Here is a 22,112-nt window from a genome sequence, read left to right as displayed (position 1 = left end):
TTAGCAAGCAAGCATGCATGTACGTGTAAAATATTATTGGTATGAAAAACAAAAAAGAATCGTCCTTTTAATCTAATTAAGTCACCACAACAAAATTAAAAAGAAAAGAACGATTCTCTTATATAGATTATAATAAAACTATTTTACATTTTATGATGCTTTCTAATGCCCTTTTAGGACAAAACCGTTTCTATCCCCTCCGATAAACACTCTCCTGCCCATCCATCTTCATTCGTAATCGATCTTCCGTCAACGTTAGCTCTACTTTTTTGTATTCACCTGAGTTTTGTTTGACCGAGATGATATATGTATTATCCCCACTCTTCGGTTCAGAACTTATATAGAATTTATGTTGTGGAAGGCGGCCGCCTGGCTGTTCCTTCGCGATAATTAATTCACCGCTTTTATCTCCTTCACTTAATACAAAAGCTATGTCATCCCCACCGGTAGTATTGATCCAGTCACCTTCTACCTGTGTGAATGGTATCGTTGTTTTCGTACGATTAGATTGTTCACGTTTATCATTTTGTCCTGTATACGTTTTTTTCTCATCAACAGGCTCATAATTGTTCGTAAACTCTTCTTTCGTCATTCGTTTTAGCGAGAGGTTTTCTTCTTCATGCCCTAGTCTTATTAACTCAATCTCCTCGCCATCTACTACATTCACCTGAACATTAAATGGTGTGAATGTTTCTAAATTAGATTTCACTTCATAAATGCGTAAACTAATTTTCTTCTCAGCACTATCTTGTTCTTTAAATAAATATGTAACGTTTTTTTCACCGTTATAGAGCGTTATTTCGCCTTTTTTATCTCCAGTTACATTAATCCCTACATAACTAGGATCACTTGTATCTACCCAATAACCATCTATATCCGTTAATGATGCGGTGCTTAGTTGTGTAGTTTGCGCTTCCATATTTTCGTTAGTTTCCACCGGAGTTGTGATTTTATCATCACCTGAGAAAAATAACATTTTCACCGTAAGCAGCGCAACTGCTACACCGATTACTCCCGTAATGCCTAACAACACGAAATCCTTTTCTTTTTTACTATCCGCTTGTTTTGGAGCTAGCTCATCATTTTCAAGGTCACTGCCACATGCGACACAAAACCGTTCTCTTCCAGACCTTTCCTTACCACAATGTCCGCAAAAACGACTCCGCCCTTTCTTCTGCTCAACACGTTTTAACAGTTTATCTATCGTTCCTTGTCCAATTAATACTCCATTAAATGCATTCAAAGCGGTTTCTTTCTGTTCTGGGGTCATGCTCCCCCACTGTGAAGAGTCTTTAGTATTTGAAGTAATTTTTACATGATCATTTCCTTGCGCTTCTACATTTACAAGATTTGCATCCGGGCCATGATACGATAAATTATTCGTTACATCTCCGTCTGGCACCGTTCTTACATGGCCTTTCACTGCTACCATTTCTGTATTCACCGGCTTTGCATCTGGACCATGATACGATAAGTTATTCGTTACATCCCCATCTGGCGCCGTTCTTATATGGCCTTTCACTGCTACCATTTCTGTATTCACCGGTTTTGCATCTGGACCGTGATACGATAAGTTATTCGTTACATCTCCATCTGGCGCTGTTCGTACATGACCTTTCACTGCTACCATTTCTGTATTCACAGGCTTTGCATCGGGGCCGTGATACGATAAGTTATTCGTTACGTCTCCATCTGGCGCCGTTCTTACATATGGTTGCACATTCGTTCCCTTAGCTATATGCGCCTCTGAAGAATGTACAACTGTTTCTCCTGTCACAGCGTGTCCATCAACCACTCCTGGTTCTGCGACATACACATCTCCACCAACATGCATTTTTAAAAATGGCAAAATGAAAGAAATAATAATAAGAGGTACACTTCCCATAATTCCAAGAGCTGCATAACTACTATAACTATGTCCATACAACCAAATTAACGTTGCTCTTATACCAATAAAGCCTAACGCCGAAACGATAATAGACTCCATTACTTTACTAGGTGAAGAATCGTAGGCTAAAGACGCACTAGTAGGATCGAAACTCATTCTGGCTAATAAAATAGCCGCAATTCCATATACAAGCAATCCAGCTAAGAAAGGCCTCCAATTTTTTAGCACAAACTGAATTCTCATAAAAAAGAGAACGAGCATAACAATAAAAATAATTGGTGCTAAAAAAGGAAGAATTGCCGCTATTATGCCTAATATGAGCATGAAAAATAACATTTTCTTCAATAATTTAAATGATGTAATAATAAAAAATAAAAATAGTCCAAAACCAAATAATCCTGGATGGATATATCCTAAAAATAAAATGATAGGAAATAATGTTATCGCTATTTTATGATGGGTAGTTTCTTTCTGACTTGCAATCCATTCCTCCATACTTTATATTCCTTTCTTCATTGTTTCATAAACCGTTTTCATCCATATCGATTATATACCGATTTTTGGAATTTATATATATACATTTAAAATAAAGTAAACTTATAATTCGGCGCTACCAATACCACACTCCACAAAAAAAAGACCACCAAAAGGCAGTCTCTCACAACCGAATCGTAGTACCCACTCCACGCTCCACCGCTTTTTCATATAAATACTTCGCAACGATAATATCCACTACTGCCAAACCAACCGATTTGAAAATAGTAATCTCTTCATCGTTCTCTCTACCAGCTTTTTCCCCGCTTATAATCTGACCAAGTTCGGCGTGGATGTCGCTCGCTTCAAATAATCCTTCTTTTATCGGAACTTGAAGGTCACCCGTTTCTTCTAGTGCTGCTTCTTTTGATTCGACTACTACTTTGTTTGCTTTAGCGATGGCGTGAGATGGTAGTTCTTGCATGCTCGGTCTGAATGAACCGACGGCGTTTATGTGGACGCCTTTTTGTAGTTTTTCTGAGAAGACTGGTGTGGATGCGTTCGTAGTTGTGACGATGATGTCCGCTTCGCTTATTGCTTCATTTGGATCCCTGTAGACGTAAGCTGGTTTGTTAAATGTCTCCTGGATATATGGCGCGAATGCATACGCTTTTTCTTCCGTTCGGTTATATAGGATGACTTTTTCGATGTCTCTAACTGCAAGTACAGCTTCTGCAATTCCTTTCGCTTGTTCACCAGTACCGATAATGCATAAGGTTTTTGCGTTATGACGAGCTAAATGTTTTGTCGCTACTCCTGATAAGGCACCTGTTCGAATCATCGTTAAGTACGATCCTTCTAAAAGCGCAAGCGGTTCTCCCGTTTGAAAGTCTGATAGCATAACAATTCCGTTTATCGTTTTCTTTCCTATCTTTTTATTATGCGGGGCTACCGTTACTACTTTTAAACCGAGCGCTTCGAGTCCTTCCGCCACTGAAGGCATAATTAATGCGGTATTTTGCTCGTTCGCAAATGGTAATGAACCGCGAATTGGTGTGATCGTTCTTTCTGCTGAAAATTCTTTTAAAGCAAGCGCCGCGTATTCAATGACTTCCTTCATATTTACTAAGTTTCGTTGTTCGTTCGCGCTTATGACTAGCATATCTTTCCACCTCCTCCTTCTACCCCGTATTAACGGGCAGTAAGACTCCCATCTGAAAATTAGGTTGGACAAAGACGTTATACGGGAGATCAACTGCCCGTAAAAGCCCGATTGGTTCAACTAATAATCAGTGGAGGATAAACCCCCTCCGCTGATTAAAGTTTCACTTTATCCTAACAAAAACCCCCGATTCAAATCATCCCTCGGATCTACAACAAACTGATGGAACCCTGTAATAAATGCATTCCCCGTTACTTTCGGAACGACAGCTTCATATGTATCTACCGCTGTTACGGATAATACTTCTCCCTCAAATTGGCCGTCAGTAATGCATTCGTGGATGAAAATTTCTCCTTTTTGTAAGGCATCTTTTTCAAAAAGAATTGCGATTCTTGCGGATGTTCCTGTACCACAAGGGGAACGGTCTACTTGCCCATCAGCAAAGATCGTTACATTTCGTAAAGTAGCGTCTTTTCCTTTCGGTTCATCTGAGAAAATAACACCATATATTCCTTTTAAATCTTCTTCAAGTGGGTGCTTTACTTCCATTTGGCTTTCAATGTAGTGTTTAATTTTACCGCCCCACGTTTGAATTGCAGCTAAATCTTTAAAATCGACTTTCAAACCAAACTCTTTACTATCCACTACAGCGTAGAACGCTCCGCCAAACGCAATATCTACTTGAAATTCATAGTCATCTATTTTTATAGGAACGTCTTTCTTATATACGAACGAAGGAACGTTTTCAAATGATACTGACTCTACTTCGCTCCCGTTAAATGTTGCGTACGCAATGACTTCCCCGGCAGGGCTATCAATAATAAATTTTTGTTTTTCACCTGTCACTTCAAACATACCTGTTTCAATTCCAACTGTAATAACAGCGATAATTCCGTGACCACACATCGTACTCCAGCCTTCATTGTGCATAAATAATACGCCAAAATCAGCATGAGGACTTGCGGGCGGAGTAATGATACAACCGTACATGCCGTGATGTCCTCTCGGTTCATACATAAGAACCTCGCGAAGATGATCCAAATGTTCCATGCAGTATGCGCGTCTTTCTAATTGCGTTTCTCCCTTTATCTCTGGCACTCCGCCCGTAATGATTCGAAGTGGCTCCCCAGCTACGTGAGCATCAATTGTTGTGTATATTTTACTAACCTTCATTTCTATCTCTCCCCTATATGTTGATACTATTTTCATTGCAAGTATCATGCCAACGCATAGAGTATAAAGTGAAACTTTAATCAGTGGGGGGCTTCATCCCCCACTGATTATTAGCCCACACCAATCGGGCTTTTACGGGCAGCCCGACCCACAAATAGCGGGATAAATCTGTATACATTTTTTAAAAAAGCATACACTACTGTCTACTTTTTTATACAGTAGACAGTTGGCGGCCATTAAGCTACAACCAGCCCCGCCCAAGCATCCAAAACTAAAAAAAACCCCCAAAAACCTCGGGGGACCCATCAAACCCTAACCGCCACCACATCCGGCACTTGCCTTACAATCTCCTCACCAATCTTTATACTAGCCGTTGCCGCTGGAGATGGCGCATTACAAATATGCAGAGAATTGATGCCGGGGATAATGCAGAAGTCATCAACCATATTTCCGTTTGATAAAATGGCTTGTGCCCTTACACCTGCATGGGTTGGCACGATATCTTTCTCTGTAAGCTCTGGTATTAAGCGCTGCAAGCTTTTTAGGAATGATTGTTTACTAAATGAGCGCACCATTTCTTTTATGCCTTCTTTCATATTTGGCATCGCCATTTTCCAAAATCCTGTGTATGTCATTGTTTCCATGAAGTCTTTTATATCGAAGTCCGTTTTCGTATAACCTTCTCGCTTAAAGCTTAATACTGCATTTGGTCCTGCATGTACTTCTCCGTTTATCATTCTTGTGAAATGAACGCCTAAAAATGGGAATTCTGGATTTGGAACTGGATAGATTAAATGTTTTACGAGATGGCGTTTTTCTGGGACAAGTTCGTAATATTCACCACGAAACGGAACGATTTTCATATCCGTTAATATGCCTGTCTTTTTCGCAATACGGTCACTATGTAAGCCGGCGCAGTTAATGAGAAATTTCGTTTTAAATACACCTTGATTTGTCTCAATTGTTACGGCGTCTTTTTTCTCAGTAATACGCTCTGCCGCTGTTCCTAAATGTACTTCTCCCCCGCTTTCTTGGATCAAACGGGCAAATGCATAACTTACTCCTTTATAATCAGCAATTCCGCAAGAAGGAACACGGATTGCCCCAAGTCCTTTTACATGCGGTTCAATTTCAGCTAATTCTTCTTTATCTATTTTTTCAATATGTAAATCGTTTTGTAAGCCTCTCTCATATAAGTTATGTAAAAGAGGAAGTTCGTCCTTTTCTGTAGCGACAATTACTTTTCCGCACATGTCATAAGCGATGTCATTTTCTTTACAAAATTGAACCATAGCTGCGTTTCCTTCTTTGGCAAACTTCGCTTTATAACTCCCTGGTTTATAGTAAATTCCAGAGTGAATTACTCCGCTATTATGTCCAGTTTGATGATGTGCAAGTTCCTTTTCTTTTTCAATGATCGCGATTTTCGCACGAGGGAATTTTTTCGTTAAAGCCATTCCCGTTGAAAGCCCAACAATTCCTCCGCCAATAATTATAAAGTCATACATCCTACTTCCCCCTTAATATGATGAAAGGCAGGCCTTTTTTAAGACCCGCCGTACATATTATTTAGAAAAACAACCACGTTGACGCATTAGTTCTCTATATAAATCTTTATTTTTTTCAAATGCAGCTCTTCCGTGCATCCAAAATAAGTTGTTTAAAAGAACTAAGTCACCAATTGGTAATTTCAATGCATGTGTTGCTGGTGAGTTTTCAACAGAATATGATAAGTCTTTCAAATAGTTTGCTTGTTCAATATTATCTGGATAAGCGAACTGATCAATAAAGCAAATACATGGTGCGTTATTTACATCAAAAAATGTTTCACGATAGACGATTTCTTGCGCATTTTTACTTGGTGGTGCTTTATACGTAACTTTAACAGATGCGAGTGAATGATTTCTAAACTTTTGAAGGTCTTCCCAATCGTCTAAATGTAGTAAACGTGATTCCCCTCCTACTGCATTTTGCTCTTCAATTTTCATCATAAGAAGCCAATCTGTCGGCTCATCAACGAATGTACCGTCTGTATGCAGTGTAAACAATCGGTACGCTTGACGAAGGTAAGAATCACTACTATCTGTATCTTTCACATTAAATCTAGCATAATACGTTCCTGTCATTGCATCAAAGTTTGGCTCCCCGATTAAATGTGTTAACGCTGTTGCAAATTTCACGTAGTCTGCTGGATCTGACGTTTCACCTTGTACCCCAATTGTAAATCCGCCCGTTTCACGGTCATGAACAATGCCACGAATGTTATCCATAAATGATTGCCCAAAAATCTTTCTCATTCCATCAGCAAGATTAAATCGAGAATAAGGAATGTATTGTAATGACTGCTCTGAATGCTCTTTTACCTCTTCAAAAAACTGCTTAAGCAATTGCTGATTTAACACAATATGATATAAACGTTTATGCTCTGGATGAGGAGCAATTTCATACCCCTCATATTTCTTTGCAAATTTCATCTTCGTATTTTGTTCTGTAATAATCGACATTTCAATTCCTCCCTAATTTAAATATGAAGAACTTATTGACGTTTTTTACAGACAGTTATCCTTATCTTCTTATGCTGAGATTCGGTCTTACTGCCCTAACATCGAAAAAGCCAGTCATACGTATCCACGACATAAAATCGTAGAAACGTACAACTGGCTCATAATTACGAGTGTTCTTTAATCTCTTAAAGTACAATAATAATAGACAGTTTGTATGAAAATATTTGTAAAACAGGAAAGCAAGATCGAATATAGAGAAGGCTAATTTCTCGTATGGATCTTATTAATTAAATAATAATTCAAAATATTCTAACTGTCAATTCGTTTTTTATTATTTTCTCTACATACTTTATACATTTTAAAAATCCCCTTACTTTCTACGCACCCTCTTTTTTTCATCTCTTGTTTTACAACTTACACTTCATTTAACTTTTTCATAGTTCTTGCCTCCTCAATAAAATAAGCCAGTCGTATCTCTTTAAAAGAAACACAACTAGCTCTCGTTTATGGTTGTAAACTAGATAGTTTTTATGGTGTTGTTTCCTCGTACTCTCCTCTAGGCTGTTCATCATTTAAATAACTTACATATTGGCGATGTAAATCTTTTACCGCACTGACGATAGCATTTTGCGCTTTTCCTTGATAATGGTCCGTAATATCTTGAACGATTTCTTCAATACCATCTTGCAAACTATGTCCTCTCAACATTTGAGCGACGAAGTCTCTACCGTGCTCTGTCGCAAGCGTACATGACGCTTCAATAATAACGTGATATTTATGATCTGCCTCAATTGTAATCGTTAATGTTTCATACATACTGCGAACAGCCATCCCTTTCGGAAGTCTCGAATGTCCTGCCATAAAAAATGTCCCTTTACGCATATTTCATCCTCCGTTACTATGTTAAGAGCCAGAAAAACAATGTACACATTTGCATTGAATTTTACTACCCTTATCCTTATAGCTCGTACTTCTGCTAAAGAAGCTCAAGTGGAAAGAAGTTACTCTTTTCATTTTCAAACATAAATCCGGACTTACAGCGAGGCTAATCACTGTCATCCGATAATAAGTTAATCATATTAAAAATAAACTGAATATTCAATATTAAATTCCGCAAATTTCATGAATAAAAAAAGAAAATTCTCTCGCCCCGGCACATATACTGTTCAAAAGAAAAAAGGAAGTGGTCTCATGTATTACGGAACAAAAGGCTGGTACGTAGCTGAGCTAAAAAAATTAGGTGTTCGCTATCATGAAGGACGAAAACTAGAAAGTTACCGTGCACACGTATTACGCAATTTATTAATCGCACAACAAGAGACAACGAAAGAAGAGTAATTTGATATCGGTTGATTCTCTGAATATATCAGCGATTCGACATAAAATATCGACTTATCAACAAATCCCGCCAAATCATCCCTCCATTCCACCAACCAATCACACATCAATACAAACCAAAAAAGGTCACCCAAACGGGTGACCTTTCTTTCTTATTCACAAACAAGAATTTGTCTAGAAAATGATCCTTTTCTTGTGATACAGCGATCTGTAATTTCAAATCCTGCTTCATGGATCATGTCGTCCATTGTTTCCATCGTGACAACGACTACCTTTTTTGCAATGCGGCGCGCACTTGAGAGAATGGAGAACTGGTCTTCTGGTGTTGCATGCGTAAATAAGTCGTAGGGCATATCGATAATTGCAACGTCGTAGTTCTCAGTAATTTCTTCAATTGGACCTTTTGTTACTGTTCCTTCAAACCCGAAATGTGCGATGTTTTTTCTCGTTCCAAGAACTACAAGTGGATTAATATCTCTACCAACGATGTTAATCCCCATAGAAAGTGCTTCTACTACTACTGTTCCAATTCCGCAGCACGGGTCAATCGCTCGTACTCCATCTGGGTTTGGTACAGCGATATTTGCGACAGCTCTAGCAACACGTGTGCTCAGTGATGTCGAATAGCTATGCGGTTTTTTTATGTGATGATACCAAACCGGATCACTTTCTACATAGTGTCCGAAGTACCAGCGTCCTCCAAGAGGAACAATCCCGAATACACGCTCTGGATTACGAACATCCGCTTCTCCTTCAATATGCATACCGAGGTCTCGTTCAATAAGGCGTCTTTCTCCATATTCAATTTTATTTTCTTTACCAAGATCATTGATTTTAACGAAGATAACTTTGAATGTCGCTCCTGCTAAATCAATTTGTTCCACTTGTTCTAAAATGCTTTCTAAGTCGTCCCCTTCATACATAACCTCGACGCGCTCTTTAATAAACGGACTTCTACTCGGAGCAATCTTGACTTCACTTTTTAAAATATTAACGTGAGACTCCATCCCAAAGAACGAGCGCATTTCCAAGTAACATAAAGCACGCTCCTCTTCGCGAAATGCATACGTATATATACATGCAGGTGTTTTACTATGATTACTCAATCTATTATCATCCTTTATCGTTTAAAATTGTTATGATCACAATTACTCGAATACTTTTTTCATATAAAATTAAATGATATCATATGCCCGAAATAAAGAGAAACCTTTATAATTTGTTTTATAAATAAAAAGAGACTGCCTATGGCAATCTCTTTTATTTATTAACGGAAAGAAGATACGTTGTTACCCATTGCTTCGTAGTAATCTAAAATCCCTTGATAAATAGCTTCTGCTGCACTTTGTCTCTGTTCTGGTGTAGCAATTTTATCTGCATCGTTTTTATTATCTACAAATGCTAATTCTGCTAATACAGCTGGCATCGTGTTTTCTCTAATTACATATAAATCGCCTTTCTTCACACCGCGATCTTTTGTTCCAAGTGCATCTACAAGACGCTCTTGAATTTTCTCTGCTAATAAACGACTTTCTGATACATTCGGGTTTGTCCCTCTTGCTGTCGCTGATTCATAGTAGAATGTTTCTGTACCTTGTCCATTTTTACTTTCCGTACCATTACCATGGATACTTACAAAGATATCCCCATTATTTTTTTGAGCAAATTCTACACGTTTCTTTAAAGAATCAGAAGCACTTGTTCCTGGACGTGTATCATCTGTACGAGTGAATAACACAGTAAACGGTGTCTTTTTCTCAAATATTTTCTGTAATCGTAATGATACATCTAATACGGTTTGACTTTCTTTCTCATAATAACCAGGGTTCCCCGAATCAATTCCACCATGACCTGGATCAATAATAATCGCTTTACCTTCTAGGAAATTACCTTGCTTCACTGGATTTAATTGATTTTTATCCACCCATTGGAAGCCAGCTCCCATACGGATACGAAGCCAACTATCTTTCTCTTCAATAACAGTTACTTGTTGTGCTTTATGTGTGCCTGCCACTGTAGACGTATGTGAAGCTTCTTGATATGTAGTGAATTCTTGATTAATAGACTCTGTTTTTTCTTGTAATGGTGTCCACTTCTCACCTTTACTTGTTACAACCTTCAACCAACCGTCCGCTCTTTGCTCTTTCACTTCAAGCATTTGTGGCTTATGTTGAGTGTCAGTAATACCAGATGATAACGATGCTTGATGATATGTAATAAAGTTTCTATTCATATACATTCTTTTCGATGTATTTGTTTTATTTTTATCTGCCATCGCGATGAACTGAGCTGCTTCAGCACGACTTACAGTACCGTCAGGATTCCAGCCATTTCCTGTACCCATTGAAATCTCTAAAGCTACTAAAATATTAGCTTGTTTCTTACCCCAATGAGGTTCCAAATCTTTAAACTGCGTTGGAAGTTCTCCAATAATTTTCTTATCTAATGAATATGCTTGTACAAGCATAGATGCCATTGATGCACGGTTAATTTGGCTTGATGGATTGAATTTCCCAGTACCATCTCCATTAATTACACCCGCTTTTTCTACCGCGGCAATATATGGTGCTGCCCAATGGTTTTGCGAATCTTTAAAAGATGGTTTCGCTTTTGGATCAATTGGTAAGCCAAGAACTGCTGCTAATATTTTTGCAGCTGATCCTTTATCTACTGCTTCAGATGGAGAAAACGTTCCGTCTGGTTTTCCATCAAGCGCTTTTTTCCCTACTAAATAGTCAACCGATTCCTGCGCCCATGTAGGAACATCCGAAAACTTTTTCCCTGCTGCGAAACTACTAACTGGAGACGATAATAAACTTGCGGCTAAAATACCAGCCGCGACTGCACGATACTTCATAAAAAATAATACTCCTCTCAAAAATCATTTACAATAACGCGTAATCTTAATATACAAATTATAACAAATGCGAGCAAAAAAAAATTAGTGCTCCTCTATCATTCTATAATACTAGAATCCTGTAGTAAACCTACTTTCTTAATATTGTACAATAAAATACAATTAAAGTATTTTTTATGCACAAAAAAGTGGCTGATTCACAGAATCAACCACCCTCTCACTATTCTACTATCATTTCTGATAACGTATATGCATAAACAAGTGCTTCTGTATGTGCAATCGAGCTTTCATGCGTACGCTCAAATGCGTGAGAAGAATCAATACCAGCTCCAATTAATGCATGTTTCACATCAAATCCAGCGTGAATCGCAGCTGATGCGTCTGATCCGTAGTAGGGATAAATATCCACTTTATATTCAATAGCATTCGCTTTCGCCAATTCAACTAAATGCTTACGTAAAGCGTAATGGTATGGACCGCTAGAGTCTTTCGCACAAATGGACACTGTATATTCATCAGATGTTTGTCCATCACCTAACGCTCCCATATCAACTGCTAAATATTCTACCGTTTCTTCTGGAATATTTGAGTTTCCACCGTATCCAATTTCTTCATTATTAGAAATTAAGAAATGTGTTGTATATGGCAATGTTACCTTTTCATCTTGCAATCTTTTAATTAATTTTAATAGAATTGCTACACTTACTTTATCGTCTAAATGACGTGATTTTATGTATCCACTCTCTGTAATTTGAACGCGTGGATCAAATGAAACGAAGTCTCCTACTTCAATTCCTAACTCACGTACTGCATCTGCTGAAAAGACACGCTCATCAATACGCACTTCAATATTTTTCTCATCGCGCTTCGCTTCCCCTGCATCTTTGTACACATGGACAGAAGTTTGATGCATTAAAATTGTGCCTGTATATTTCTTACCGCTTGACGTTTCAATTTCGCAATATTCTCCTTCTACAGAGTTCCAGCGAAATCCACCAATCATAGATAGACGAAGACGACCGTCAGGCTTAATTTCTTTCACCATTGCCCCTAACGTATCAACGTGTGCAGTTAATAAACGATGCTGCTCATCATTCTTTCCTTTAACCGTTAAAATAAGAGCACCTTTATTATTACGCTTCGTCTCTACATTCCACTCACTTACATAGTTTTCAATAAAATTAATAATTTTCGCCGTGTTTCCAGATGGACTTGGAATAGAGACAAGCTCCTTAATAAGTTCCATCGTTTCTTTCGTATGATGTGCCATTGTCGTTTCCTCCTCATTCTCTCTACTATTTAGTATAGCGAAATTACGATAAAACCTCTACTCATATAGTTTAATTTTCTAAATTATAGTAAAATTTAGTTTAGTAAGTAAAAAGGAGATAACAAAAATGAATGTAACGAAAAAACATGTACATATTGCACTTATTTGGTTTTTATCATCATTACTATGTTTACAAGTTTCTTATGTCTTTCACACTACTACTTCTATTGCAATCGGCTGGACATTAACAGCTATCTTCTTAATCGTTAGCCTAATTGCAGGAAAAAAGCACAGTGCTACTGAGTAAGCTGTGCTTTTTCTATAAAACTACTCTTCCGAAACGTCCATCAAATAAATCCCTCTTGTAAATCCGCCGCGCTCTTCTTCTTTCTGCTTACGAATAAGCTCTACATCTTCCATTGTTGCACCTTCTGCACGCGCTAATGAAATAATAATTTCAAGTGCATCTGCAAGTGAATCTAGCGCATGTTCACGCTCTTTCATCGAAGCAAATTCACGAATTTCTTCTGTACCAATTTTCGCTAACGCTTGTATGTAAGCTTGTCCTGTTAATTTTTGTGCTGTATATGTTTTTCCAGACATCAAAATTTTCTCCGGGACACGATCTCTTACTAACCTGTTATAAGTTGACATCACTTTTCCTCCCACTTTTAATAACACCCAAGCTCTGTTTTATAGAAAAATCACTCTTTTTTCACACAAGCACTTAACATATCAATTCCTGATCCGTGCGCCTTTACTACCGGAAAGAAGTAATGCTCTGGTTCTTCTTTCTTATCGCCGTATAAGGTCCCGTACTCATCAGGAATCGCCTCTTTTTTCACATCCCGTTCTTTCTTCACTTCACCAGAGAAAGCAACAGCTGGATGTCCCTCAAAGAATAATGCAGTCCGTACCGCAAGAGATGGTGTACTATGCAAAGCATAATATGTAAGTAAAATAATAACGATAACACCGATAATTTTCTTCATTTATTACTCCTAAAAAAAGTGCTAACACAATTATACTAAAATGTGTTAGCACTTTCTTCCCTTTATCTCGAATTAATGGGCAGTAAGACTAATAATCCGCGGGGGATAAACAAATCCCCACGGATTAAAGTTTCACTTTATTCCCCTTTAAATGCTGGTAAACGTTTTTCTAGAAAAGCAGCAATACCTTCTTTATGGTCCGCTGTTTGTCTCATCGCATATTGACCACGCTTTTCGAGCTGAAGCGTTTGTTCTAAATTAGAACGATTTACTTCACATAAAATTTGTTTCGTTTGAATCATTGCCTTGATTGGTTTTTGTAACCATTCATTAATTTTTTGCTTCACAGCCGTTTGGAAATCCTCACCGATTACTTCGTCAATTAAACCGATATCTAGCGCTTCTGTCGCTGATAATTTCTTCCCTTCCCAAATGATTTTCTTCGTCATATTTTCACCGACGCGCTTTTGAAGGAAGAAATGGCCACCACCATCTGGAATTAAAGCGATTCCAATAAAGTTCATCGCAATAACTGATGATATATCTGCCATGACATAATCAGCTGTTAATGCGATACTTAATCCAAGTCCAGCAGTCGGCCCATGAATTGCACTAATAACAAGCTTCGGCATCGTATATAACGTCACAACGATTTCAGAAATTGTATTCATGATGCCTTCAAACTTACTTTCATCATTACTTGAAAGCATTGATTTAATATCTCCACCCGCAGAAAAACCACGGCCACTTCCACACAACACAACAACGTGAACAGAACTTTCCGCCACTTCTTTCAACTTTTGTAATAACTCTTTTAACGTTGGTTCATCTAATGCATTTAAAACCTCTGGACGATTAACCATAACCGTTGCTACGCGCCCTTCATATTTCACAACAACAGATTCTGTTTTACTTGTTACTTCCATTATATATACCCCTCTTTTCAACATAAAGATTATACTTATATAATTATAGAAAGTATGTTAAAAATCCTTCTTTTTTCTTAATTTTCTGTCTAATATCCTCATAATTTGTATATGTCTCCGTATAAAACATACAATTTCGTTAAAAAATATAGGAATTAAAGTCGGTTTATCCATGCTTTTCATCTATTTACCATTACAATGAAATGGTGTATTCTTAAGTTTGATTCAAAAAAACAAATATTGAAATTCATTCGCCTTATTATGTAAATAAGGCTTTTATCCCCATCTCTTGGGTATTGAACTAAAGGAATGAAGAAATGGAGGAATATATGGTTAATAAGTTGAAACAAACGGATAACTACTTCCCGCATTTCCTATTGCTATTCATTGTGTTTCAACCAATTTTAGATTTATTAACGTCTTTTTCAATCTATGTATTACACATGAGCGCAACAGTTGGAATCGTAGTCCGTTTCGCCTTTATGCTTCTTGCATTAGGTTATCTACTTCTTCATAGAAAACAACATGGGGCGAAAAAGTACATTCTCTATTTATGCCTACTCGGGATCGTACTAGCAATTGGTCTTGTAAATAATATGATGATTAAATCTCCAGTTTCATTTGGCGAAGAAGTGAAATTTATTTTAAAGAGCATATATCCAATTGTGCTACTGTTTGGATATATTATCGCCTTTAAAGAGTTAAAAAATAAAGAATATGCATTTCATAAAATCATTACATATTTCTTATATACAACTTTAATTTTAAGCATCACACTGATTGTTGCGATGCAAACTAGTACAGATTTCCCAAGCTACCCTCACTCAAAGATTGGTTCAAGAGGTTGGTTCTTTGCTGGGAATGATTTAAGTTCTATTTTTGCAATTATGTTCCCAATCGTAGTGTTATATTCGATTCATAAAACAACTTCTTTCTCGAAAATCTATTACTGGATTCCAACAATACTCGCGATGTATGCAAGTATTATGGTCGGAACTAAAGTAGGATATGGTGCAATTGTTCTAACGCTTGGCGTGGCACTTTTATTCTCATTCATTGAATATATGGTTCATCGCAAAAAAGAAGGAAAAGGATTCACATATCTCGTAAATACAGTTGTTGCCGCTATTATACTAGGAGGTTTAATTGCCCTTACACCGCATACTCCTATCGCAAAAAATATGGGCATCCACATGCAAATATACGAATACAAAAAATCAGTACAAGAAGAAAAGGATAGAAAAGAAGGAAAAATAATTAAAGAAGATCCTGACGCAGAGAAAAAACATGCAAAAGGTGAACTAACAGACTCTGAGGTCAAAAGTTTAATTTACAGTGATCGCGATAAGTTTTTAAAAGTATACAAACAATACTATAAAGACGCACCACTATCACAAAAATTATTCGGAATGGGCTATGCTGGTAACTATACGGTTAAAATTAAATTAATCGAAATGGACTTCCATGACATATTCTTTGCATTCGGAATCATCGGTTCTCTTATTTACTTCATACCATTCCTTTACTTCGGTATTAAATTATTACTCAGCATCATAACAAACTTTAAGAAAATATTAACTGTGAAATATATGCTACTAGCTAGTGCCGTTATACTATCACTTGGAATTGCCTTTATGTCCGGTCACGTACTAACAGCGCCGGCCGTTAGTATTTTCTTCGTTGTTATACTCGCTTACTTAATTGTTGATTTAGAGGTAGAATAAAATGAAGCAGCCATCAGATCTCGGTGGCTGCTTCATTTTGGTATACAGTCTACTCGGCAAAGAATAGACCACATTTATGATCTATTTTTTATTGAAAAGACGCCTGAATCCCCTCCAACACCTCATCAATATTATCCTTCGTAATAACAATACCGAAGTCTTTCGGGACGTTGCTATCTTCCTCATTTACAACTTTATGCGCAATCAACTTTCCAACTTCCGGTCTGAAATGATGCCCATCCATATAGTTATCTAAATTCGTTGTAACGGAATTAAGATACATGAAATGGTGCACTTCTCCAAATACATCTACAGCGTCATGAAGCCATTTTTTATAATCTTCCCATCGCCCTGATTGAATCATCGTACGGAACAGAGGCTCTGAAACAGGCGTTGTAAAAATATAAAACTTCGTGTTCGGATTATGAGCCTTTACTGTTCCTAATATTTCTTTCATATTTTGATACTCATAATTCCCGCCGTAAATCTCTTTACTAAACTTATCTACTTGCGCCGCTATTTGCGCATCACGTTCTTCTTTCGTATAATCGCGCATCGATTTTATATTCTCTCGATTGTACCGGTCAAGATTCGTAATATGATGGGTGGAATTTGCAATTGTATTCTTTGAATAAGTAATCCCGTCCATACTTACATACGATTTAATCGGATACAATAAACTTTGCGCCTGCTTAATATACGCTTCTGGTTTATCAAAACCAATTTCCCTATTTTTGTTCGTTCCAAGGAAATCTAAACCAAGTACAATAGACTCGAGTCCACTACCTTTTTGTTCTTTTGCATATTCAATATATGCATCATACTCACGCGGATCTGTACTGCTTACCGCATAATTAAATGCGTTTAACCCGGTGAAGTCATTCTCGTTAATAAAAGTCGTTCTACTACTTCCAAGTATAACTCCATCATATGTAAACGGACGGTACGTTATATAATTTGTTTTCTGTTGTCTCTCGTTAAACCCGTACTGAACATCATTCCACTTATTTTTATGCGGGAATAACCAAAGTGAATCTATATAGCTATTAAATATCCCGACACCTGCCAGAGGAACAAAAACACATACAAAAACGAAAATAAGCCAATGTTTGTTTTTCATATTCTCCACCTAGAAATTAAAGTATAAAAACTCACTAATACTCGTTAAATGTAACACGCTATATACGAGCAATACTGCAGTAAATAAAGCAGTCCATACATTCGGACGGAATGAATCCTTTAACTGAATTGAATTTTTTAAGAAGAAACTAATACATAACGCTCCGAAAATATACGCTACCATTTTTGGATCTAATAAAGAGACATGGTACCCTTCACTAAATGAAACACCGTACTCTTTTAAAAATTGCAGCTTCTCTATTATAAATGCCGGGAATACGCTATTTGCTAATTCGATTCCATTTAGTCCGAACATTCCTTTTAACACTTTCACCGCATCATGCATAGATGTTGCCCTAAAGAATACCCACGTTATATTAATGAAGAAAAACGTAACGAACCAACCAGCAAAGGCTGGCATGCGCCCTCCTGCTTTACTCCATAAGCGATGAATAACAGAAGCCAAACCGTGCAAGAATCCCCAAAAAACAAATGTCCAACCAGCTCCGTGCCAAAGTCCACTTATTAAAAATACAATCATAATATTTACGTATGTACGCGTAATTCCTTTTCGATTTCCTCCTAGAGAAATATATACGTACTTCGTTAAAAACTGGCTAAGCGTCATATGCCAACGATGCCAAAAATCTTGTATATTCACTGCTTTATACGGTGAATTAAAATTTTGAGGTAATTTAATATTAAACATTAAAGCGATTCCAATTGCCATATCACTATATCCACTAAAATCAAAATACAATTGGAACGTAAACGCTAACGACGAAAGCCATGCTTCGACAAATGTTAATGATTGCTGCACATCAAACCCTTCATGTACAAGGGGTGATAATACATCTGCAATACCTACCTTTTTGAAAATACCAACTGCAAATACAAATATACCAAGAACAATATACTTCGATTGCCAGCGCTTTTTGCTACTATCCGCAAACTGCGGCATAATTTGTGCATGATGTACAATCGGCCCTGCAATAAGCTGCGGGAAAAACGTTACAAACAATGCGTAATCAAGAAAATGACATGCCTTCGTTTCCCCGCGATACGTATCTACTAAAAATGCAATCTTTTGAAACGTATAGAAACTAATCGCGAGCGGTAACGTTAATGATAATAATGTAAAATGAGTTCCAATTAATGCATTAACATTTTGCAAGAAAAAATCATAATACTTGAAATAACTAAGCATTCCTATATTAAATATTAACCCTACCGTTAAAAGAAGTTTACTCTTATGTTTTACGAGCCTCATTCCGATAAAGTAGTTCACAATGAGCGACACTAACATAAGCGGTAAATATTTCACATTCCAATAACTATAGAAAAATAAAGAGGCCGCAACGAGCCAAGCTTTCGCTAATGTAGCATGTCCAAATTTATTTAATAGAAAATATAAAAGAAATGCTATCGGTAAAAATAAAAAAATAAACTCAAATGAGTTAAATAACACACCATCTCTTCCCTTCTAAACAAATCACAACTTATTCATCTTATCTTATCCAAATAGTGAGTGTCAAAAGGATTCCGCTCCCCTTTTCTTCTATTATATAGGATAATCATTTCAATCGAATTATTAACATGATAAAATATTAAAGGCACTTTTATTTAAAAGAATATATAATAAAACTGTCGGTTTTTTGCACGAAATGTATTTTGAAAAAAGTGAGGAGAGTCCTTTGGTATTTAGTAGTTCTGTTTTCTTATTTATCTTTTTACCTCTCGTATTATTTTTCTATTTTATAGTGCGTGCCGAGCTACGTAATTTCGTATTACTTGCATTTAGTTTAATTTTCTATGCATGGGGAGAACCACGATTCGTCCTCTTAATGCTCTTTTCTATTCTTTTAAACTACTGCTTCGGCCTACTCGTGCATCATTATGATAAACGAAAAAATATGAAAGTCACATTTTTAATTATGGCTGTGGTCGGAAATATTTTATTACTTTCTTATTTTAAATATATTTCCTTTTTCACAGATATTTTGAATCAAACTTTACATTTATCTATTCATGTGGAACCTATTCCACTACCAATTGGAATTTCATTCTATACGTTCCAAGCGATGTCATACGTCATCGATATATACCGTAAAGATGGCGCAGTTCAAAAGAATCCACTTAACTTAGCACTATATATATCAATTTTCCCGCAGCTTATTGCCGGACCCATCGTTCGTTACAATATCGTTGCTGATCAAATTAAAACGCGCATCCATTCTTTTGAACGATTTACAGAAGGTCTCCAAATTTTCATTCTAGGACTAGCGAAAAAAATGTTAATCGCCAATCAAGTTGGATTTGTCGCAGATAAAATCTTTGCCTTACCACCGTCTGAAATGAGCGCTGGAACGGCCTGGATTGGTATTATCGCCTATACACTTCAAATCTATTTCGATTTCTCAGGATACTCTGATATGGCAATTGGACTTGGAAAAATGTTCGGATTTGATTTCCCGAAAAACTTCAATTATCCGTACATCTCAAAATCCATTTCAGAATTTTGGAGAAGATGGCACATTACACTAGGCTCTTGGTTCCGCGACTATATATACATTCCGCTCGGCGGAAACCGTGTATCCAAACTAGCAAATTACCGTAACCTCTTCATCGTATGGGGATTAACCGGTTTATGGCACGGAGCAAGCTGGACATTTATCGCCTGGGGATTATATTACGGCTTTATTATCTCGATTGAAAAAGCTGGATTCGAGAAAATATTAAATAAGCTATGGAAGCCGCTGCAACATGCATATGTACTAATCATCGTTATGATCGGTTGGGTCTTCTTCCGAGCTGATAACTTCGCATACTCGTTCCAATATTTAAAAGCGATGTTTGGCATAGAGAGGCAATCTTTCATCGATGACAACACAATGCTATATATACATGAATACATTATCATATTTATCATTGCCTTTATCGCAGCGACACCAATTTTGAAACGTGTTAAAAACATATTAGAACTTGCACCCAAAACGTATATATTCACGATGCAAGTTGTACGTCCTATATTATTACTAACATTATTTATGGTTTCGATTATGTATTTAATTAATTCGACGTATAATCCATTTATTTACTTCAGGTTTTAACTTATCCCGCTATTTTCCGGGCAGTAAGACCCCCACCTCAAAATTCAGCGAAAGCAAAGAAGTTAGGTGGGGGACGGGCTGCCTGTAAAAGCCCGATTGGTTAAGGCTGATAATCAGCGGGGATGAACAAAACCCCCACTAATTAAAGTTTCACTTTATGTAGGAAGGAAAAGTTATTATGAAAAAATTGGGGAACATCGTCCTATTTATCGGTTTTCTCACCATTATCTTTTCATTTGGCATATTATCGCTTCTCAAAACTGACCGAGCAGTTTCGCCCGTTGAAAATCGTCCGCTCGCTCAAAAACCAGCTCTTACAAAAGAAGCTGCCTTAAATGGTAGTTTCTTTAAAGACTTTGAGACATATACAAACGATCAATTAATCGGAAGAGATGATCTCATAAAAAATTATACACTTACCCAAATTAAAATGGGCAAGTCTCTCATTAACGATATTATTCTAACAGATGATAAATGGCTTCTAAAAAACCCTGCTTGGGCTACAAAATATAATGAGATTGACCAAGCTATGCCAGCTGTAAACGACTTATCTCAGTTTTTAAAAGAACAAAATATTGAGTTTTACTTTGCTTTACCACCGTCCAAAACGAATGCTTTATCATTTAAATTACCTTCTCATATTCACACATATGCACAGGAAAATTTAAATTACTTTCTAAATAAACTTCCTGCAGACGTAAAGCCAATTAAACTCATGGATTATTTTAAGAAAAACTATACAAATGAAGAAATACAAAGTATGTACTTTAAAACAGACCATCACTGGAATATGGATGGTGCCTTCTTAGGCTATCAATATATAATGAACACAATCGCAGAGCAATCTTCTATATATAAAGGAAAAGAAATAAAAAAAGAAGATTACACTCGTACGTGTGCTCCAAATAAACATCTAGTCGGAAGCTTTAACAACCAGCTTTACCAACTGATCGATGCGACTGGAGAAAAACTATGCTACTACACACCGAAAGACGGTTTCAACTTTACGAGCGTAGCTGCAAAAGATGTAAATGGCACAGTATATCGCACATTAGACGAGCTATACGGCGTAGAAAAGCAAAATGATACAACATCATACGCAGGCTATTACACAAACGACTATCCAGAAATCGTTATCGAAAACAACAATGCACCAAATGATGTACGAGCTTTAGTCCTAAAAGACTCATTCGCAAACGCAATCGTGCCTCACTTAGCACAAAGCTTCAAACACACATCTATCCTCGACCTTCGTCACTATCACGAAAAGGATGTATATCAATACATTAAAGACAACAACATTAACATGGTATTGTTTGTGTATAGTGATTCGAATTTGAGTGGTGATATGTTTAAGTTTAAACAATAAAAGAAGCCTCTTGTAAATTTACAAGAGGCTTCTTTATATTATTTCCGCTATTTTCCGGCAGTAACAACTTAAACCATTATAGATTACGACATTGTTATTATTTCACTTGTCCCTTCTCTTTTTTAATCACTACCTTCAAATACAAAAAGGAGAAAGAGATAGGAAATTTCCCTCTATCTCTTTTATTTAATGACAACGCACTAAAT

At 36.9% G+C, this 22,112-nt stretch carries 19 protein-coding genes; 5 read left to right on the top strand and 14 right to left on the bottom strand.

Features of this window, described 5'->3' with window-relative positions:
- Positions 1–190: 190 nt before the first annotated feature.
- From ABH959_RS15865 to ABH959_RS15840, 6 genes are all read right to left on the bottom strand, one after another.
- Positions 191–2,383, bottom strand: a complete 2,193-nt coding sequence (locus tag ABH959_RS15865) for a hypothetical protein (protein WP_404492839.1) — start codon at positions 2,381–2,383, stop codon at positions 191–193.
- A gap of 163 nt (positions 2,384–2,546) precedes the next feature.
- Positions 2,547–3,524, bottom strand: a complete 978-nt coding sequence (locus ABH959_RS15860) for an ornithine cyclodeaminase family protein (protein ID WP_404492838.1) — start codon at positions 3,522–3,524, stop codon at positions 2,547–2,549.
- Positions 3,525–3,692: 168 nt separating this feature from the next.
- Complete coding sequence (locus tag ABH959_RS15855) at positions 3,693–4,745, bottom strand: proline racemase family protein (RefSeq protein ID WP_404492837.1); 1,053 nt, start codon at positions 4,743–4,745, stop codon at positions 3,693–3,695.
- 257 nt (positions 4,746–5,002) lie between these two features.
- Positions 5,003–6,205, bottom strand: coding sequence for an L-2-hydroxyglutarate oxidase (lhgO, locus tag ABH959_RS15850; RefSeq protein ID WP_404492836.1), 1,203 nt, complete (start codon positions 6,203–6,205; stop codon positions 5,003–5,005).
- 57 nt (positions 6,206–6,262) lie between these two features.
- On the bottom strand, positions 6,263–7,201 hold the full coding sequence (glaH, locus tag ABH959_RS15845) for a glutarate dioxygenase GlaH (protein WP_404492835.1): 939 nt from the start codon (positions 7,199–7,201) through the stop codon (positions 6,263–6,265).
- 528 nt (positions 7,202–7,729) lie between these two features.
- Entirely contained in the window at positions 7,730–8,083 is a 354-nt protein-coding gene (locus ABH959_RS15840; protein WP_001225455.1) for a DUF3870 domain-containing protein, read from the bottom strand.
- 240 nt (positions 8,084–8,323) lie between these two features.
- On the opposite strand from ABH959_RS15840, the gene ABH959_RS15835 reads away from it, so the two are divergent.
- Positions 8,324–8,539: a YflJ family protein gene (locus tag ABH959_RS15835; RefSeq protein ID WP_003187606.1), complete on the top strand. Its 216-nt coding sequence runs from the start codon at positions 8,324–8,326 to the stop codon at positions 8,537–8,539.
- Between the two features lie 152 nt (positions 8,540–8,691).
- On the opposite strand, the gene ABH959_RS15830 is transcribed toward ABH959_RS15835, so the two are convergent.
- The 3 genes from ABH959_RS15830 to ABH959_RS15820 all read right to left on the bottom strand — a co-directional run bounded on the left by ABH959_RS15830 (position 8,692) and on the right by ABH959_RS15820 (position 12,666).
- Positions 8,692–9,645, bottom strand: a complete 954-nt coding sequence (locus ABH959_RS15830; protein ID WP_000064981.1) for a TRM11 family SAM-dependent methyltransferase — start codon at positions 9,643–9,645, stop codon at positions 8,692–8,694.
- Between the two features lie 161 nt (positions 9,646–9,806).
- Complete coding sequence (locus ABH959_RS15825) at positions 9,807–11,396, bottom strand: N-acetylmuramoyl-L-alanine amidase (protein WP_404492834.1); 1,590 nt, start codon at positions 11,394–11,396, stop codon at positions 9,807–9,809.
- Between the two features lie 220 nt (positions 11,397–11,616).
- Entirely contained in the window at positions 11,617–12,666 is a 1,050-nt protein-coding gene (locus tag ABH959_RS15820) for a M42 family metallopeptidase (RefSeq protein WP_404492833.1), read from the bottom strand.
- Positions 12,667–12,793: 127 nt separating this feature from the next.
- On the opposite strand from ABH959_RS15820, the gene ABH959_RS15815 reads away from it, so the two are divergent.
- Positions 12,794–12,973, top strand: coding sequence for a hypothetical protein (locus ABH959_RS15815; RefSeq protein WP_001103322.1), 180 nt, complete (start codon positions 12,794–12,796; stop codon positions 12,971–12,973).
- Between the two features lie 20 nt (positions 12,974–12,993).
- Here the strand turns inward: ABH959_RS15815 and ABH959_RS15810 are convergent, their stop codons facing one another.
- The 3 genes from ABH959_RS15810 to ABH959_RS15800 form a co-directional block, all read right to left on the bottom strand.
- Positions 12,994–13,320 (bottom strand): nucleoside triphosphate pyrophosphohydrolase, encoded by a 327-nt coding sequence (locus ABH959_RS15810; RefSeq protein WP_002125566.1) that lies wholly within the window; start codon positions 13,318–13,320, stop codon positions 12,994–12,996.
- 50 nt (positions 13,321–13,370) lie between these two features.
- Entirely contained in the window at positions 13,371–13,658 is a 288-nt protein-coding gene (locus tag ABH959_RS15805; protein ID WP_404492832.1) for a hypothetical protein, read from the bottom strand.
- Between the two features lie 137 nt (positions 13,659–13,795).
- Complete coding sequence (locus ABH959_RS15800; protein WP_002010905.1) at positions 13,796–14,584, bottom strand: enoyl-CoA hydratase; 789 nt, start codon at positions 14,582–14,584, stop codon at positions 13,796–13,798.
- 329 nt (positions 14,585–14,913) lie between these two features.
- Here ABH959_RS15800 and ABH959_RS15795 point away from each other — a divergent pair, with 329 nt between their 5' ends.
- Positions 14,914–16,308, top strand: coding sequence for an O-antigen ligase family protein (locus ABH959_RS15795; protein ID WP_002186616.1), 1,395 nt, complete (start codon positions 14,914–14,916; stop codon positions 16,306–16,308).
- Between the two features lie 88 nt (positions 16,309–16,396).
- On the opposite strand, the gene ABH959_RS15790 is transcribed toward ABH959_RS15795, so the two are convergent.
- Positions 16,397–17,428: a hypothetical protein gene (locus ABH959_RS15790; protein WP_113936684.1), complete on the bottom strand. Its 1,032-nt coding sequence runs from the start codon at positions 17,426–17,428 to the stop codon at positions 16,397–16,399.
- 9 nt (positions 17,429–17,437) lie between these two features.
- Complete coding sequence (locus ABH959_RS15785; protein WP_060752223.1) at positions 17,438–18,895, bottom strand: MBOAT family O-acyltransferase; 1,458 nt, start codon at positions 18,893–18,895, stop codon at positions 17,438–17,440.
- A 226-nt stretch (positions 18,896–19,121) separates the two neighbouring features.
- On the opposite strand from ABH959_RS15785, the gene ABH959_RS15780 reads away from it, so the two are divergent.
- The gene (locus ABH959_RS15780; protein WP_113936685.1) at positions 19,122–20,537 is read left to right on the top strand and encodes an MBOAT family O-acyltransferase; all 1,416 of its coding nucleotides are present in this window, start codon (positions 19,122–19,124) and stop codon (positions 20,535–20,537) included.
- A 178-nt stretch (positions 20,538–20,715) separates the two neighbouring features.
- The gene (patB1, locus tag ABH959_RS15775) at positions 20,716–21,906 is read left to right on the top strand and encodes a secondary cell wall polysaccharide O-acetyltransferase PatB1 (RefSeq protein ID WP_113936686.1); all 1,191 of its coding nucleotides are present in this window, start codon (positions 20,716–20,718) and stop codon (positions 21,904–21,906) included.
- The last annotated feature ends 206 nt before the right edge of the window (positions 21,907–22,112 follow it).

Origin of the sequence: Bacillus sp. RC51, from assembly GCF_044908115.1 — a bacterium.
Taxonomy (GTDB): Bacteria; Bacillota; Bacilli; order Bacillales; family Bacillaceae_G; genus Bacillus_A; species Bacillus_A mycoides.
The sequence above is the reverse complement of the archived record's forward strand: the minus strand, read 5'-3'. Positions and strand labels throughout refer to the sequence as shown.

Coding starts and splice junctions, on each gene's coding strand:
- ABH959_RS15825 (WP_404492834.1), bottom strand. CDS start 11,396: ATGAAGTATCGTGCAGTCGCGGCTGGTATTTTAGCCGCAAGTTTATTA.
- ABH959_RS15820 (WP_404492833.1), bottom strand. CDS start 12,666: ATGGCACATCATACGAAAGAAACGATGGAACTTATTAAGGAGCTTGTC.
- glaH (WP_404492835.1), bottom strand. CDS start 7,201: ATGTCGATTATTACAGAACAAAATACGAAGATGAAATTTGCAAAGAAA.
- ABH959_RS15790 (WP_113936684.1), bottom strand. CDS start 17,428: ATGAAAAACAAACATTGGCTTATTTTCGTTTTTGTATGTGTTTTTGTT.
- ABH959_RS15815 (WP_001103322.1), top strand. CDS start 12,794: ATGAATGTAACGAAAAAACATGTACATATTGCACTTATTTGGTTTTTA.
- ABH959_RS15835 (WP_003187606.1), top strand. CDS start 8,324: ATGAATAAAAAAAGAAAATTCTCTCGCCCCGGCACATATACTGTTCAA.
- patB1 (WP_113936686.1), top strand. CDS start 20,716: ATGAAAAAATTGGGGAACATCGTCCTATTTATCGGTTTTCTCACCATT.
- ABH959_RS15840 (WP_001225455.1), bottom strand. CDS start 8,083: ATGCGTAAAGGGACATTTTTTATGGCAGGACATTCGAGACTTCCGAAA.
- ABH959_RS15805 (WP_404492832.1), bottom strand. CDS start 13,658: ATGAAGAAAATTATCGGTGTTATCGTTATTATTTTACTTACATATTAT.
- ABH959_RS15795 (WP_002186616.1), top strand. CDS start 14,914: ATGGTTAATAAGTTGAAACAAACGGATAACTACTTCCCGCATTTCCTA.
- ABH959_RS15860 (WP_404492838.1), bottom strand. CDS start 3,524: ATGCTAGTCATAAGCGCGAACGAACAACGAAACTTAGTAAATATGAAG.
- ABH959_RS15800 (WP_002010905.1), bottom strand. CDS start 14,584: ATGGAAGTAACAAGTAAAACAGAATCTGTTGTTGTGAAATATGAAGGG.
- ABH959_RS15855 (WP_404492837.1), bottom strand. CDS start 4,745: ATGATACTTGCAATGAAAATAGTATCAACATATAGGGGAGAGATAGAA.
- lhgO (WP_404492836.1), bottom strand. CDS start 6,205: ATGTATGACTTTATAATTATTGGCGGAGGAATTGTTGGGCTTTCAACG.
- ABH959_RS15810 (WP_002125566.1), bottom strand. CDS start 13,320: ATGTCAACTTATAACAGGTTAGTAAGAGATCGTGTCCCGGAGAAAATT.
- ABH959_RS15865 (WP_404492839.1), bottom strand. CDS start 2,383: ATGGAGGAATGGATTGCAAGTCAGAAAGAAACTACCCATCATAAAATA.